General features: G+C 72.9%; 14 protein-coding genes and 1 tRNA gene. 8 read left to right on the top strand and 7 right to left on the bottom strand.

The genetic code is table 11. The features are described from left to right. Window positions 1-2: 2 nt before the first annotated feature. From TSO221_RS06255 to TSO221_RS06270, 4 genes are read right to left on the bottom strand one after another with little or no spacing between them, the layout of a single operon-like run. Window positions 3-1004, bottom strand: a complete 1002-nt coding sequence (locus TSO221_RS06255) for a magnesium transporter CorA family protein (protein WP_109117621.1) — start codon at window positions 1002-1004, stop codon at window positions 3-5. Next, window positions 1001-1906, bottom strand: coding sequence for a bifunctional methylenetetrahydrofolate dehydrogenase/methenyltetrahydrofolate cyclohydrolase FolD (folD, locus tag TSO221_RS06260; protein WP_109117622.1), 906 nt, complete (start codon window positions 1904-1906; stop codon window positions 1001-1003). The genes TSO221_RS06255 and folD overlap by 4 nt, the downstream gene beginning before the upstream one ends. Window positions 1907-1916: 10 nt before the next feature. Continuing rightward, window positions 1917-2231, bottom strand: a complete 315-nt coding sequence (locus tag TSO221_RS06265) for a DUF167 family protein (RefSeq protein WP_109117623.1) — start codon at window positions 2229-2231, stop codon at window positions 1917-1919. Beyond that, a complete protein-coding gene (locus TSO221_RS06270) occupies window positions 2228-2527 on the bottom strand; it encodes a YggT family protein (protein WP_109117624.1) in 300 nt (99 codons plus the stop codon). The genes TSO221_RS06265 and TSO221_RS06270 overlap by 4 nt, the downstream gene beginning before the upstream one ends. Window positions 2528-2708: 181 nt before the next feature. On the opposite strand from TSO221_RS06270, the gene TSO221_RS06275 reads away from it, so the two are divergent. The 6 genes from TSO221_RS06275 (at window position 2709) to TSO221_RS06300 (ending at window position 10663) form a co-directional block, all read left to right on the top strand. Next, window positions 2709-2784: transfer RNA gene (locus TSO221_RS06275), tRNA-Ala, on the top strand. Between the two features lie 85 nt (window positions 2785-2869). Then, window positions 2870-3754: a DMT family transporter gene (locus TSO221_RS06280; RefSeq protein ID WP_109117625.1), complete on the top strand. Its 885-nt coding sequence runs from the start codon at window positions 2870-2872 to the stop codon at window positions 3752-3754. Between the two features lie 65 nt (window positions 3755-3819). After that, window positions 3820-4851: a cobalamin biosynthesis protein CobW gene (gene cobW, locus TSO221_RS06285; protein ID WP_247877934.1), complete on the top strand. Its 1032-nt coding sequence runs from the start codon at window positions 3820-3822 to the stop codon at window positions 4849-4851. Between the two features lie 4 nt (window positions 4852-4855). Then, window positions 4856-8722 (top strand): cobaltochelatase subunit CobN, encoded by a 3867-nt coding sequence (gene cobN, locus TSO221_RS06290; RefSeq protein WP_109117626.1) that lies wholly within the window; start codon window positions 4856-4858, stop codon window positions 8720-8722. Beyond that, complete coding sequence (cobO, locus tag TSO221_RS06295; RefSeq protein WP_109117627.1) at window positions 8719-9360, top strand: cob(I)yrinic acid a,c-diamide adenosyltransferase; 642 nt, start codon at window positions 8719-8721, stop codon at window positions 9358-9360. The genes cobN and cobO overlap by 4 nt, the downstream gene beginning before the upstream one ends. Window positions 9361-9505: 145 nt before the next feature. Continuing rightward, window positions 9506-10663 carry a DUF3095 family protein gene (locus tag TSO221_RS06300; RefSeq protein WP_109117628.1) on the top strand — a complete coding sequence of 386 codons (1158 nt, stop codon included), beginning with the start codon at window positions 9506-9508 and terminating at the stop codon, window positions 10661-10663. On the opposite strand, the gene TSO221_RS06305 is transcribed toward TSO221_RS06300, so the two are convergent. The 3 genes from TSO221_RS06305 to cobA all read right to left on the bottom strand — a co-directional run bounded on the left by TSO221_RS06305 (window position 10660) and on the right by cobA (window position 13235). Next, window positions 10660-11052 (bottom strand): hypothetical protein, encoded by a 393-nt coding sequence (locus tag TSO221_RS06305; RefSeq protein ID WP_109117629.1) that lies wholly within the window; start codon window positions 11050-11052, stop codon window positions 10660-10662. The two genes, TSO221_RS06300 and TSO221_RS06305, sit on opposite strands and share 4 nt — an antisense overlap. Before the next feature lie 84 nt (window positions 11053-11136). Next, window positions 11137-12441, bottom strand: coding sequence for a cobyrinate a,c-diamide synthase (locus TSO221_RS06310; RefSeq protein WP_109117630.1), 1305 nt, complete (start codon window positions 12439-12441; stop codon window positions 11137-11139). Continuing rightward, window positions 12435-13235: a uroporphyrinogen-III C-methyltransferase gene (gene cobA / locus TSO221_RS06315; RefSeq protein WP_247877935.1), complete on the bottom strand. Its 801-nt coding sequence runs from the start codon at window positions 13233-13235 to the stop codon at window positions 12435-12437. Before cobA ends, TSO221_RS06310 begins: the two co-directional genes overlap by 7 nt. Before the next feature lie 42 nt (window positions 13236-13277). Between cobA and TSO221_RS06320 the strand changes: the two genes are divergently transcribed. Both TSO221_RS06320 and TSO221_RS06325 read left to right on the top strand, forming a co-directional pair. After that, the gene (locus tag TSO221_RS06320) at window positions 13278-14369 is read left to right on the top strand and encodes a cobalt-precorrin-5B (C(1))-methyltransferase (protein WP_109117632.1); all 1092 of its coding nucleotides are present in this window, start codon (window positions 13278-13280) and stop codon (window positions 14367-14369) included. A 3-nt stretch (window positions 14370-14372) separates the two neighbouring features. Beyond that, window positions 14373-15146 carry a cobalt-precorrin-6A reductase gene (locus TSO221_RS06325; protein WP_109117633.1) on the top strand — a complete coding sequence of 258 codons (774 nt, stop codon included), beginning with the start codon at window positions 14373-14375 and terminating at the stop codon, window positions 15144-15146. Window positions 15147-15273 lie beyond the last annotated feature (127 nt).

The raw sequence follows: 15273 nt of genomic DNA on the forward strand, positions 1-15273 counted from the left end.
GCTTACAGCCAGCCGCGCCGCTTGAAGTACCAGAGCGGCAGGACGCCCGAGAGCACCATCATGACGATGGCCATGGGGTAGCCGTACTCCCAGTGCAGCTCGGGCATGTGCTGGAAGTTCATGCCGTAGGCCGAGGCGATCAGCGTCGGCGGCAGGAAGGCCACCGCCACCACCGAGAAGATCTTGATGATGGCGTTCTGCTCGATGTTGATGAGGCCCAGCGTGGCGTCGAGCAGGAAGTTCGCCTCGTGCGCCAGGAACCCGGCGTGCTCGTTCAGCGAGCGCAGGTCGCGCGTCAGCGTCTTCAGCGCCGCCTTCTGCTCCTTGCTCAGGCGCCCGGCGGTGACCGAGGTCAGGAACGCCACCAGCCGGTCGAGGCCGGCCAGGCTGTCGCGCACCTTGTGCGTCAGGTCGCCGGCCCGGCCGATGCCGCGCAGCACGTCCTGCAGCTCGTCCGGCTTCTTCTTGCGGCCAAGCCCGCCCCCAAAGCCGCCCGGCTCCAGCGAATCGGTAAAGACCCGGGTGGATAGGCTGTCGATGCGCGCACCGATCAGCTCCAGCACGTCGGCCACCCGGTCCACCACGGCGTCGAGCATGCCGAGCAGCGCGTCCTCGGCGCTCGCCAGCAGCTCCGGCTGGCGCCCGGTGCGCGCGGCGAAGGTGGCGACCGAGCGCGGCTCCATGAAGCGCACCAGGATCAGGTGCCGCGGCGTCAGCACGAAGGTCAGCTCGCCCGCCTCGGGGTACGGGGTGTCGGCCCGGGCGATGACGGGGGTGGTCAGGTAGATGGCCTCCCCCTCGGTGTAGAGCTGGCTGGAGGCCTCGATCTCCTTCATCTCCTCGCGCGTCGGCAGGTCGCACCCCGTAAGGGCGCCGACGTGGGCGCGCTCCGTCTCGTCCGGGCGCAGCAGGTCGATCCACACGGTGCCCGGCGGCAACAGGTCGCCGACGGCGAGCGGCTGCTCGACGACGCGTCCCTCCACCCGGGCGTGGACCGTGATCATGCCAGCGCCTCGGCCGGGACGGGGGCACCGGCGGCGCGGCAGGCGGCGGTCAGCGTGTTGAGCATCAGGCAGGCGATGGTCATCGGCCCGACGCCGCCCGGAACCGGGGTGATGGATCCGGCCACCAGCTTCGCCTCGTCGAACGCCACGTCGCCGGCCAGCCGGGTCTTGCCCGGCTCCGCACCCGGAACCCGGTTGATGCCGACGTCGATGACGCAGGCACCCGGCTTGATCCAGTCGCCGCGCACCATCTCCGGCCGGCCGACGGCGGCCACCAGGATGTCGGCGCGCCGGCACTCGCCGGGCAGGTCCGCCGTGCGCGAGTGCGCCACCGTCACCGTGCAGTCCTGCTGCAGCAGCAGCTGCGCCATCGGCTTGCCGACGATGTTGGAGCGGCCGAGCACCAGCGCCCGCTTGCCCTTGAGGTCGGTGCCCAGCGTGTCGCGGATCAGCAGCAGGCTGCCCAGCGGCGTGCATGGCACGATGGCGCCCTTCTGCCCGGTGGCCAGCAGGCCGGCGTTGACCACGTGAAAGCCGTCGGCGTCCTTCTCCGGCGCGATGGCGGCCAGCACCTTGGTGGTGTCCATGTGCCGGGGCAGCGGCAGCTGCACCAGGATGCCGTGCACCGCCGGGTCGGCGTTGAGCTTGGCGATCAGGACCAGCAGGTCCTCTTCGCTCATGTCCATGGGATGGTGGTGGTCGAAGGAGTTCATCCCCAGCTCGACCAGCGCCTTCTCCTTGGAGCGCACGTAGACCTGGCTGGCCGGGTCCTCGCCGACCAGCACCACGGCCAGACCGGGGGTGATCCCATGGCTCTTCTTCAGGTCGGCCACGCCCTGCGCGACGCGGCTGCGCAGGCCGGCCGCGAAGGCCTTGCCGTCGATGATCTTCGCCTCAGCCATCGGAACCCTCCTAGTCCGCGCCGGCCGCCAGCCGGCGCATCAGATCGGCCGGATCCCCGGCCACGTGCAGGATCTTGTTGCGGTCGGTGTGGCCGGCGACCACGGCGATGCTGCTCTTCGGTACATGCCACAGCTTCGACAGCAGTTTGATGACGGCCTCGTTCGCCTTGCCGTCCTCCGGCACCGCGGTCACCGCCACCTTCAGCGCTTTCTTGCCGTCCGCGGTGTCGGCCAGCCCAGTCACCGCGTTGCGCGACGCCTTGGGCGTCACCCGCAACGCGACCCGGACGCCGTCCGCAGCCGGCTCGAAAGGGCCGGCCGTCAAAAACCGTACATCCCGTAGCGGACGATGAGGCTCTGCACGAACCACACCAGCAGCAGCGCGATGATCGGCGAGAGGTCGATGCCGCCGAGATTCGGCATGATGCCGCGGATCGGCCGCAGAACCGGCTCGGTCACCCGGTAGGTGAAGTCGCTGACCAGATAGACGAAGCGGTTGCGGGTGTTGATGACGCTGAAGGCGATCAGCCAGCTCAGGATCACGGAAATCAGCAGGACCCACTTGAAGAGGTCCAGCACGATGTAGACGAGTTCGAACAGCGTCACGACGAGTGGCTGCATAAGGATGGGGCCTCCGGGATCGCGGTCCGCGCGCACCCTAATCCGGGACCCTGGGCGTGGCAAGAGCCGCGCGGACGGGGTGGCGCTACCCTGTTTTCGCGCCCGTATATGGGAAGCGATTGAGGGCTTGACACCGGCATGCCGCCCGCCCTATATCCCGCCCACACCGGAGACGGTGCGTGGGGCCGTAGCTCAGCTGGGAGAGCGACGCGTTCGCAATGCGTAGGTCGGGAGTTCGATCCTCCTCGGCTCCACCAATCTCCCCCTCCCCGGGGGAACCGGAACGAAGCCGCCGCTGGCGGCTTTTTTCATGCCTGCCTTTTCCATGCCCGAAGAGTGGTCATGCTCGCCAACCTCGCTGCCCTCGGCGCCGCGCTCTGCTGGTCGGCGGGCGGCCTGATCGCCGTGGCGCCGGTGCGCGCCATCGGTTCGGTCGCCTTCAACCGCATCCGCATGATCATCGTCTTCGCCATGCTCAGCCTCGCCGCGACGCTGACCGGCGGTTGGGCGACGCTCGACACGTCGGCGCTGGCGTGGCTGGCGCTGTCCGGTGCGGTCGGCATCTTCCTGGGCGACACCGCGCTGTTCTGGGCGCTCGGCCGGTTGGGCCCCAGGCGCAACGTGGTGATCTACGCCACCAACGCGCCGATCACCGCGCTCCTGGGCTGGCTGCTGCTGGGCGAGGTCCTGGCGCCGCTGACGCTCCTGGGAATCGGACTGGTCACGGTCGGCGTCATGCTGGCGGTGGCGCTGCGCGGCGGCTCGCACGACCTGGAATCGGTGCGCGGGCCGCTGCTGGCCGGGGTCGGCGTCTGCCTGATCGCCGCGCTGTGCCAGGCCGGCGGCTCGATCCTCGCCAAGCCGGCGCTGACCGCCGGCGCCGACCCGGTCGCCGGAGCGGCGGTGCGCGTCGGCATGTCCGGCCTGCTGCTGTGGCTCGGCGCCCTGCGGCCGGGCAGGCGGGCGGGGGTGCTGTTCGCCGGGCTGACGCCGCGCATCGTCGCGCTGACCGCCGCCAACGGCTTCGTCGGCCTGGGCCTCGGCATGACGCTGCTGATGATCGGCCTGAAGTTCGGCGACGCCGGAGTCGCGGCGACGCTGTCCGCCACCAGCCCGGTGCTGATCCTGCCCATGCTGTGGGCGCTGACCCGCCAGCCGCCGCGCCCCGGCGCCTGGATCGGCGCCGCGCTGGCGGTGGCCGGGGTGATGCTGATCGTGAACCGGTAGCGTCCGGCAGCGGCCCCCTCTATAAAGACCGTCCAACGCACTCGGACGCTATCGGAGCCGCCGCCGTGAGCCGCAAGATCCCCGCCACCATCATCACGGGCTTCCTCGGGGCCGGGAAGACCAGCCTGATCCGCCACCTGCTGGCGAACGCCGGGGGCCGGCGGCTGGCGCTGGTGATCAACGAGTTCGGCGACCTCGGCGTCGACCGCGAGCTGCTGGCCGGCTGCGGCGTCGAGGGCTGCACGGAGGACGACATCGTCGAGCTGACCAACGGCTGCATCTGCTGCACCGTCGCCGACGACTTCCTGCCCAGCATCACCGCGCTCCTCGCGCGGCCCGAGCCGCCCGACCACATCGTCATCGAGACCTCGGGCCTCGCCTTGCCGAAGCCGCTGGTGAAGGCCTTCGGCTGGCCGGAGGTGCGCACCCGCGTCACCGTCGACGGCGTCATCGCCGTGATCGACGCGGAGGCCGTGGCCGCCGGTCGTTTCGCTCCCGATACGGATGCGCTGGCTGCCCAGCGCGCCGCCGACCCGACGCTCGACCACGAAAGCCCGCTGGAGGAGCTGTTCGAGGAGCAGATCCTCTGCGCCGACATGGTGGTGCTGAACAAGGCCGACCGCGTCGACGCCACCACCATGGAGCGCGTCCGCGCCGAGGTGGCCGGCCACCTGCGCCCGCTGGTCCGGACCGTGACCTCCACCCAGGGCGGCGTCGATCCGGCGGTGCTGCTGGGCCTGGGCGCGGCGGCCGAGGACGACCTCGACTCCCGCCGCTCGCACCACGAGGAGGAGGGCGACGACCACGACCACGACGAGTTCGAGAGCTTCGTCGTGCCGCTCGCCACCGTCGCCGACCCGGCCGAGGTCGAGGCGCGCATCCGCGCCACCGCGGCGGCGCACGACATCCTGCGCGTCAAGGGCTTCCTGGACGTCGCCGGCAAGGCGATGCGCCACGTCATCCAGGGTGTGGGCGACCGCATCCAGGGCTACTACGACCGCCCGTGGAAGCCCGGCGAAGCGCGCCAGAGCCGTCTGGTGGTGATCGGCCAGCGCGGCCTGGACCGCGAGGCGATTTCCGCCGCGCTCGCCGGCTAGTCCCATGCACCTCCTGGCCGCGCAGCCCGGCAGCCTGGGCGACGGCGGCGAGGCCGTCGACCTCGGCCAGAGCCCGGGTGACATCGTCTACCTGACCGCCGCCGACACCGAGCTGGCGTGCCTCGCCGCGGCGCGCGACCGGCTGGGCGAGTCGGGGCCGAGCCTGCGCCTCGCCAACATCCTCCAGCTCGGCCACAACCTGTCGGTCGACGTCTACGCGGACAGCACCGTTTCGAAGGCGAAACTGGTGGTGATGCGCCTGCTCGGCGGTGAGCGCTACTGGCCCTACGGCGTCGAGCAGATCGCCGAGACCTGCCGCCGCCACGCCATCCCCCTGGCCGTGCTGCCCGGCGACGACCAGCCGGACCCGGAGCTGGCCCGCCGCTGCACCGTGCCGGCCGAGGCGGCGCACCGCCTCTGGCAGTACGGCGTGCACGGCGGCATCGACAACGCGGTGGAGCTGCTGCGCTACGCCGCCTCGCTGATCGGCCGCGACGCGGACTGGCGTGAACCGATGCCGCTGCTGCGCGCCGGCTTGTACTGGCCGGGCGCCACCCGGCCGGGGCTGGACGAGGTGCGCGCGCGCTGGACGGACGGCGCGCCGGTGGCGGCGATCCTGTTCTACCGGGCGCTGGTGCAGGCGGCGAACCTCGCCGTCATCGATTCGCTGATCGACGCGCTGAAGGCGGAGGGGCTGAACCCGCTGCCGGTCTACACCACCAGCCTGAAGGAAGGCGCCGCGGCGGCGGTGGTCGCCGAGCTGCTGGGCGCCGCCGGACCGGACGTGATCCTCAACGCCACGTCGTTCGCGGTGTCGCAGCCGGGCGCGGCGCGGTCGGCGACGCCGTTCGACGAGTCGGACTGCCCGGTCCTGCAGGTGGTGTTCTCCGGCGGCTCCGAAGCCGGATGGCGGGACGGCACCGCCGGCCTGTCGGCGCGCGACATCGCCATGAACGTCGCGCTGCCCGAGGTGGACGGTCGCATCCTCGCCCGCGCCGTCAGCTTCAAGGCCGAAGCCCGCCGGCACGAGCCGACGCAGAGCTGGATCCTCGATTACCGCCCGGTGCCGGACCGCGTGGCGTTCACGGCGCGGCTGGCCGCCGGCTGGGCGCGGCTGCGGCGGACTCCGGCGGCGGAGCGGCACGTCGGGATCGTGCTGGCGAACTACCCGAACCGGGACGGCCGTCTGGCGAACGGGGTCGGGCTGGACACGCCGGCCGGGGTGATCGAGGCGCTGACGGCGATGGCTGCGGCGGGGTACCGGGTGGACGGCGCTCCTGGGGACGCCGCCGGACTGATGGCCGCGATGCAGGCGGGCGTCACCAACGACGTGAGCGCGCTGGACAGGCGCGCGGTGCGTGAGACGCTGAGCGTTGCAGATTACCGACGCTGGTTTGATTCGCTGCCGGAACGGGTGCGGACGGCGGTGGTCGAGCGATGGGGGGAGCCGGAGAGCGATCCCTTCGTCGCCGACATGGCCCCCCACCCTAACCCTCCCCCGCTGGGCGGGGGAGGGAACTCCGCCGCTCTTTCCCCCTCCCCTGCGACAGCGGGGGAGGGGTCAGGGGTGGGGGCAAACGCCTCCGGCACCCCAGCCTTCCGCCTCCCCGCCATCCGCTACGGCAACGTCGCGGTCGCCATCCAGCCGGCGCGCGGCTACAACCTCGACCCGGCGGGCAGCTACCACGACCCGGCGCTGGTGCCGCCGCACGCCTATCTGGCGTTCTACGCGTGGCTGCGCCTGCGTTTCGGCGCCCACGCCGTGGTGCATTTCGGCAAGCACGGCAACCTCGAATGGCTGCCCGGCAAGGCGCTGGCGCTGTCGGAGTCCTGCTTCCCGGAGGTCGCCCTCGGCCCCGTCCCGCACCTCTACCCGTTCATCGTCAACGACCCCGGCGAGGGCACGCAGGCCAAGCGCCGCGCGTCCGCCGTCGTCATCGACCACCTCACCCCGCCGCTGACCCGCGCCGAGAGCTACGGCCCGTTGCGCGAGCTGGAAATGCTGGTGGACGAATACTACGAGGCGGCCTCCCTCGACCCTCGCCGCCTGCCAGAGCTGCGCTCCCGCATCCTCGACCTGTCGGCGACCACGGGCATCGCCGCCGACTGCGGCGTGGCGCCGGACGACGACCCGCCGACCGCGCTGTCCAAGCTCGACCGGCACCTCTGCGAACTGAAGGAACTGCAGATCCGCGACGGCCTGCACGTCTTCGGCCTGTCCCCCGAGGGCGAACAGCGCGACACGCTCCTGGTGGCGCTCGCCCGCCTGCCGCGCGGCAAGGGCGAGGGCAAGGACGCCTCGCTGATCCGCGCGCTGGCGGCCGACCTGGGCTTGGACGGCTTCGATCCGCTCGACACCGACATGGCCGCCCCGTGGACCGGCCCGTGGCCCGACGCCCTCGCAAGTAAGGATGATCCCTGGCGCACCGCCGGCGACACGGTGGAGCGGCTGGAACTCTTGGCGCTGGCGCTGGTCGCCGGCAAACAGCCCTGCGACCCGGCCTGGACGCGCACGCGCGCCGTGCTCGACTGGATCGCCGATGAGCTGGTGCCCACCGTGGACGCCTGCGGCCCCGCCGAGACCGACGGGCTGATGCGCGGCCTCGCCGGCCGCTTCGTGCCGCCCGGCCCGTCCGGCGCGCCGTCGCGCGGGCGGCCGGAGGTGCTGCCCACCGGGCGCAACTTCTACTCTGTCGACACCCGCGCGGTGCCGACCCCTGCGGCGTGGCAGCTCGGCTGGGCCTCGGCCGGGCGCGTCGTCGAGCGGTATTTGCAGGAGCACGGCGACTGGCCGCGCACGCTGGCGCTGTCCGCCTGGGGCACCGCCAACATGCGCACCGGCGGCGACGACATCGCCCAGGCGCTGGCCCTGATGGGCGTGCGGCCGACCTGGGACACCGCCACCGGCCGCGTCACCGGCTACGAGATCCTTCCCCCCGGCGTGCTCGACCGCCCGCGGGTGGACGTGACGCTGCGCGTGTCGGGATTCTTCCGCGACGCCTTCCCGGCGCAGATCGACCTCGTGGACCAGGCCGCCCGCGCCGTCGCCGCGCTCGACGAGCCGGAGGATGTCAACCCTCTGGCCGCCCGCGTGCGCGCCGACCGTGCCCGGCTGGAGGCCGCCGGCGTCGCCTCCGACGAGGCCGCCAGGCGCGCCGGCTTCCGCGTCTTCGGCTCGATGCCCGGCGCCTACGGGGCCGGGCTGCAAGCGCTGATCGACGAGCGCGGCTGGCAGACCGACCGGGACCTCGCCGACGCCTACCTCGCCTGGGGCGGCTACGCCTACGGCACCGGGGTGGCGGGCGTCCCGGCGCGCGCCCAGTTCGCCGAGCGCCTCACCGCCGTCCAGCTCGTCCTGCACAACCAGGACAACCGCGAGCACGACCTGCTGGACAGCGACGACTACTACCAGTTCGAGGGCGGCATCACCGCCGCGGTGCGCGTGCTGTCCGGCCAGCAGCCGGAAGTCTTCCACAACGACCACTCGCGCCCCGAATCGCCGCGGGTGCGCACGCTGAAGGAGGAGATCGGCCGCGTCGTCCGCGCCCGCGTGGTGAACCCGAAGTGGATCCGCGGCGCCATGCGGCACGGCTACAAGGGGGCCTTCGAGCTGGCCGCGACCGTGGACTACCTATTCGCCTTCGCCGCCACGGCGTGCTGCGTCGGCGACCATCATTTCGACGCGGTGTTCGACGCCTATGTCATGGACGACGAGGTGCGCGCCTTCATGGAAAACGCCAACCCGGCGGCGCTCAAGGAGATGGCCGAACGCCTGCTGGAGGCGCTCGACCGCGGCCTGTGGCGCCCGCGTGCCAACGCGGCCCACATCACGCTGAAGGAAATCAGCGGACAACGAGGGGAAGAGGAATGACCGAAGAGACGCATGAGGGCGAAGGCGAGCCCGGTGGAGAAGACGTCAACGCCCGCCACGCCGAGAAGATGGCCAAGAAGAAGGCGGCGCGCGACCGCATGCTGGCCGGCAAGACCATCGAGAAGGGCCTGCTGATCGTCCACACCGGCAAGGGCAAGGGCAAGTCCACCGCCGCCTTCGGCATGGTGCTGCGCGCGGTCGGGCACGGCATGCGGGCCGGCGTGGTGCAGTTCGTCAAGGGCAAGTGGGCGACCGGCGAGCGCACGGTGCTGGAGCGCTTCCCCGACCAGGTGGAGTTCCACGCGCTGGGCGAGGGCTTCACCTGGGAGACGCAGGACCGCGAGCGCGACATCGCCTCCGCCCGCGCCGCCTGGGACGCCGCCAAGCGCCTGATCGAGGATCCGGAGATCCGCATGGTGCTGCTGGACGAGCTGAACATCGTGCTGCGCTACGGCTATCTCCCCCTGGAGGAGGTGGTGGAGTACCTGCGCAACAAGCCCGCCGACACCCACGTCATCGTCACCGGCCGCAACGCCGCCGACGAGCTGATCGAGGTGGCGGACCTCGTCACCGAGATGACCATGGTGAAGCACCCGTTCCGCGACGGCGTGAAGGCGCAGGCGGGCATCGAGTTCTGATAGACTGCCCTCTCCCGCCCCGGGAGAGGGTGGCGCCGAAGGCGCCGGGTGAGGGTAAAATCAAGGATCCTTGGCTTTACCCTCACCCTCCCACGCTTCGCGTGGATCCCTCCCTCTCCCGGGGCGGGAGAGGGAGAATCACGTCATGCACCTGCCGACCATCCGCGACTTCGCCCGCGAGGCCACCGTGCCCGGCTGCTACACGGCGCTCGGGCCGGACTGGTCGCTGGCCGTCGCCGACGTGATCGGCAGCACGCGCCTCGCCTCCGAGGGGCGGCACCGCGAGGTGAACTTCGTGGCCGGCGCGGTGATCGCCGTGCTGACCGAGGTGCTGCGCCAGCCCGGCGTCGAGCCCGCCTGCCAGTTCGGTGGCGACGGCGCGCTGGCCGCGGTGCCGCCCGGCTTCCGCTCGGCGGCGGCGGACGCGCTGGCGGCGCTGGCCGACTGGTCGGGCACCGAGATGGACGTGCCGCTGCGCGTCGGCATCGTGTCCGTCCGCGAGCTGCTGGACGCCGGCCTCGACGTGATGGTGGCGGTGCAGGACTTCGGCGCCGGCAACGCCTTCGGCCATTTTCTGGGCTCCGGCGTCGCCGCCGCCGAATCCTGGGTGAAGGCCGAGCCGAAGCGGCAGATCGCCCCGCGCCCCGGCCCGCTGCCCGGCCTGGAGGGCCTGTCCTGCCGCTGGCGCCCGGTGCCGGCGCGGCGCGGCACCATCCTCTGCGTCATCGCCGACCCGGTCGCCCCCGGCGTCCGGGGGTTGGAGATCATTGCCCGCCTGCAGGCCGACATCGAGCGCGTCGTCCCCACCGCGGCGGCCGCCCCGCTCGGCACCGGCGAGACGCTGCACCCCAAGCTGCCCTCCGCCGACTCCCTGAAGCTGGAGCTGCGCACCGAGCCGCCGCGCCGCCGCCTGTCGCGCGCCATCCGCGCCGTCGCCGGCACCGGACTGCTGTGGCTGGCCGACCGGACCGGGCTGCGCGTCGGCGCGCTCGACGTGCCGCGCTACCGCGCCGCGCTGGCGGAGCGCTCCGACTACCGCAAGGAAGCCAACGGCCCGCGCTACGTCCTCGACGTGACGGAAGAGGAGGCGCGGGCGCTGGAGGCGCTGCTGGAGCGCTACGCCCAGGCCGGCGAGATCGTCTACGGCACCGCGCGCGCCGCCTCGACGACGATCACCTGCGTCGTCGGCGACTTCGCCGCCGACCGCCACGTGCATTTCGTCGATGGGGCCGAACTGGGGTTCTGGCGCGCTTCGGTTCAGCTCAAGGCGATGCGCGCCCACACCGCGGAACCCGCGGCCTAACGGCCCTGCAGGCAGCGCCCGTAGGCCTTCGGGTCGTTCTTGTAGAGGCGGGTGCAGCCCTCGACCAGCGAGTCCTCGCTCTTGCGGCTGCCGCTGACGCACTGGGCGTACTTGTTGGTGCCGGGATTGAAGCGCTGCTTGCAGCCCTCGGCCAGCGCCGCCATGGAGCGCCCGCTCATCCGCCGCGGCTCGTCGTAATCGTAGGAAGTGCGCGGCCGGCCGTAGCCGCCCCAGCCGTAGGGAGACCCATAGGGCGACGCATAGCCCGGCGCGTACCCGTACCCGGACGGCGCGGCCCCGTAGGACTGGTAGGAACCGCCCTCGGTCACGCACCCGGCGAGCAGAAGCGCAAAGCCCGCCGCCACGATCAGAGTCCGCCCCGTCCTCATCGCCGCCTCCGTTCGCCCGTCATGCTGGTAAGCACGTTCCATAAACGCGCGCCGATCCGGCTTTCATCCGAGGGTACCGCAAAATCACGAAAAGGCGCGATCCACTACGTGCAGGAAGGAGCCGCACACCGTCCCGCACCGGCTGCCCAGCGCGCCGAGATCGGCCCCGCGCGCGTCGGACACGCTGAACAGCGGCTCGCCAGCTCCGGCCGAGGTGATACTGGCGTAATGAAACTCGTGCCCACGCAGCTCGGTGCCCGCCGGCCCGAGCGCCGAGTCCGCCAGCGTCACCGCGCGCCGATATCCCAGGTGCAGCGTGCGCCGGGCGAACGAGGTCGCCACCGGCAGCAGCCCGGCCATCGCATGCGTGCCCCCGTCCGCGTCCTCCAGCGCCTCGCCGAGCACCATGTAGCCGCCGCATTCCCCGTACACCGCCGCCCCGCGCGCCGCCGCGGCGCGCAGCCCGTCGAGGAAACTGCGGTTGCCGGCCAGCCGGCCGGCATGCAGTTCCGGATAGCCGCCGGGCAGGTAGACGGCGTCCGCCGCCGCGTCCGGCGCCTCGTCGGCGAGCGGCGAGAAGGGCAGCAGCTCCGCCCCCTGCGCCCGCCAGTCCTCCAGCAGGTGCGGGTAGGCGAAGGCGAAGGCCGCGTCCGCCGCCACCGCGGTCCGCTGCCCGAGCGGCGGCAGCGCGAAGCCCGCGCCCGGCGCCGCGAAGCGCGCCGGCCGCGCCAGCACGCGCAGGGCCTCCAGGTCCACCGCCGCGCCCAGCCGCGCGGCGGCGCCGTCGAGGAAGGCGTCGAGGTCGGCGTGCTCCTCCGCCTGGACGAGGCCGAGGTGCCGGCTCGGCAGGTCGAGCGCCGCGTCGCGCCGCACCGCCCCCAGCACCGGCACGCCCGAGGGCGCCAGCGCCGCGCGGATCATCGCCTCGTGCGAGTCGCTGCCCACCCGGTTGAGGATGACGCCGGCCACGTCCACGTCGCTCCGAAAACGGCTGAAGCCGTGCAGCACCGCCGCCGCCGACTGCCCCTGCCGCGCCACGTCCATCACCAGCACCACCGGCCAGCCGGCCAGCGCCGCGAGGTCGGCGGTCGAGCCGGTGCCGTCCGCCGCCCCGTCGAACAGGCCCATCACGCCCTCGACGACCAGCAGCTCCGCGTCGCCTTCGGCCAGCCGCGCCAGCGTCTCCGGCCGCATCGCCCACGGGTCGAGGTTGCGGCACGGCCGGCCGCTCGCCGCGGCATGGAAGCGCGGGTCGATGTAGTCCGGGCCGACCTTGCGGGACGCCACGTCCACCCCGGCCCGGCGCAGCGCGCGCAGCAGGCCCAGCGTCACCACCGTCTTGCCGCTGCCGGAGTGCGGCGCAGCGATGACGATGCCGGCTGCTACCACGGCAGCTGCGCCTTGCCCTGCCCCAGCACCGCGTGCAGGTCGACCACCGGGCCGATGACGATCATCGCCGGCGGCTCGATGCCGCTGGCCGCCACGTCGGCGGCGGCACGGGCCAGCGTGGTGGTCAGCACGCGCTGCTCCGGCAGCGTGGCGTTGGCGACCACGGCGACCGATTCGTCCGGATTGCGCCCGCCGTCGATCAGGCGCGCCGCGATGGTGCCGATGTGCTTGAGTGCCATGTACAGCACCAGCACGTGCGTGCCGCGGGCCAGCGCCGCCCAGTCGAAGGCGTCCGGCACGTCGCCGGTGGCGGAGTGCCCGGTGGCGAAGGTCACCGCCTGCCCGCTCTCGCGGTTGGTGATCGGGATGCCGGCGTAGGCTAGCCCGCCGATGCCCGCCGAGATGCCGGGGACGACGCGGAACGGCACGCCGGCCTCGGCCAGCTCCAGCGCTTCCTCGCCGCCGCGGCCGAAGACGAAGGGATCGCCGCCCTTCAGCCGCAGCACCCGGTGCCCGGCCCTCGCCAGCTCGACCAGCTGGCGGGAGATGTCCGGCTGCTTGGGCGACGGCTTGCCGCCGCGCTTGCCGGCGAAGATCCGCTCGGCGCCCGGCCGCGCCATCTCCAGGATGCCGGGGCCGACCAGCGCGTCGTAGACCACCACGTCGGCCTGCCGCAGCGCGTTCAGCGCGTGCAGCGTCAGCAGGCCCGGGTCGCCCGGCCCGGCGCCGACCAGCCACACCGTGCCCGGCTCGAAGACCGGCAGGTTCAGCTCCGGCATCGCAGCAACGCTCATTCACCCCTCCCAAACGCTCCGTGCGGAGCCTATAACCCGATCATGACCAAACCGGCCAGCGCCAAACCAGAAGGACCGTTGCGCCGCGGCTGGACGACCGGCGCCTGCGCCACCGCCGCCGTCAAGGCGGCGTACACCGCGCTGCTCACCGGCGCCTTCCCCGACCCGGTGGAGATCGTCCTGCCGCGCGGCGAACGGCCGAGCTTCCCGCTCGCCCGCGCCACGCGCACCAACGATGCCGCCACCGCGGGAATCGTCAAGGACGCCGGCGACGACCCGGACGTGACGCACGGCGCGCTGGTCCTCTCCACCGTGTACCACGGAGTACCGGGCTCCGGTGTGATCTTCCGGGCGGGGCCGGGGGTGGGCACCGTCACCAAGCCCGGCCTGCCCATCCCGCCCGGCGAGCCGGCCATCAACCCGGTGCCGCGCGCGATGATGCGCGCCGTCGTCGAAGAGGTGGCGGCGGCCTTCGGCGGCAGCGGCGACGTGGTGGTCGAGGTCTCCGTGGAAAACGGCGAGGCGCTGGCCCGCAAGACCTGGAACCCGCGGCTCGGCATCGTCGGCGGCCTGTCGATCCTCGGCACCACGGGGGTGGTGGTGCCGTTCTCGTGCTCGGCCTGGATCCACTCGATCCAGCGCGGGGTGGACGTCTCCCGCGCGCTGGGGCTGACGCACGTCGCCGGGTGCACCGGATCGACCTCGGAAGCGCTGGTGCAGCGGCTGTACGGGCTGGACGAGTCGGCGCTGCTCGACATGGGCGACTTCGCCGGCGGGCTGCTCAAGTACCTGCGGCGCCACCCGCTGCCCAGGCTGACCATCGCCGGCGGCTTCGCCAAGATGGTGAAGCTCGGCCAGGGCGCGCTGGACCTGCACTCCGGCCGCAGCCAGGTGGACCTGGACCGGCTGGCGGAGCTGCTGGAGCGGTGCGGTGCCGATCCCGGTCAGGTCGCCGCCGCGCGCACCGCCAACACCGCCAAGGAGGTGCTCGACAACGCCGCCGGCTTGCCCCTCGCCGACGCGGTCGCCGAGGCGGCGCAGCGGACGGCGCTCGACGTGCTGGACGGCGCGCCGGTAGCGGTCGAGGTGCTGGTGGTCGACCGCGCCGGGCATCTCGTCGGCCGGGCGGGCTGAGCCGTGCGGGTGCTGATCCTCGGCGGGACCACGGAGGCGGCGGCCCTGGCGCGCGCGCTGACGGACGTCGAGGTCGTCACCTCGCTGGCCGGCCGCACCCGCAGCCCGGCCGCCCTGCCCGGCCAGGTAAGGATCGGCGGCTTCGGCGGTGCACAAGGCTTGGCGCAGTACCTGGATGCCGAAGGCATCGGCGCGCTGGTCGACGCCACCCATCCCTTCGCCGCGCGGATCTCCGCCAACGCCGCCGAGGCCGCCCGGCTGCGCCCGACGCCGCGCCTGATGCTGGTCCGCCCGGAGTGGACGCCACAGTCCGGCGACCGCTGGACGATGGTCCCGGGCATCCCCGCCGCGTCCGACGCGGTGCCCGGGGGAGCCCGCGCCTTCCTCGCCATCGGCCGGCAGGACCTGGCCCCCTTCGCCGGGCGCGCCGACGCGTGGTTCCTGATCCGCAGCGTCGAGCCGCCGGACGGGCCTTTGCCGTTGCACCACTCCGTCATCACCGCGCGCGGCCCGTTCCGGGTGGAAGACGAGGCGGCGTTGCTGGCCGAGCATCGGATCGACGTCCTGGTCGCCAAGAACAGCGGTGGTGACGACGCCAAGCTGGCCGCCGCGCGGCGGCTGGGGATTCCGGCGGTGCTGGTGGAACGACCGGCGCTGCCAGAGGGGGAGCGTGTCGGAACGGTGGAAGAGGCCGTGCGGTGGGTTCAAGCCCTCCCCCGCCCCCGGCGGGGGCGTGGAGCCGGTGCCGAAGGCAACGAGCGCCAAAGGCGATCGTAGGCGGAGCGCGGCCACCCGACTTGCGGGTGGCCGTGGAGGGACCCGCGCAGCGGGAGGGTGGGGGCAGCGGCCTGTCCGACAAGCCGTAGCCCCCACCCCGCCCCTCCCCCATCGGGGATGGGGGAGG

The sequence above is a fragment of the Azospirillum sp. TSO22-1 genome, assembly GCF_003116015.1.
Lineage (GTDB): Bacteria > Pseudomonadota > Alphaproteobacteria > Azospirillales > Azospirillaceae > Azospirillum.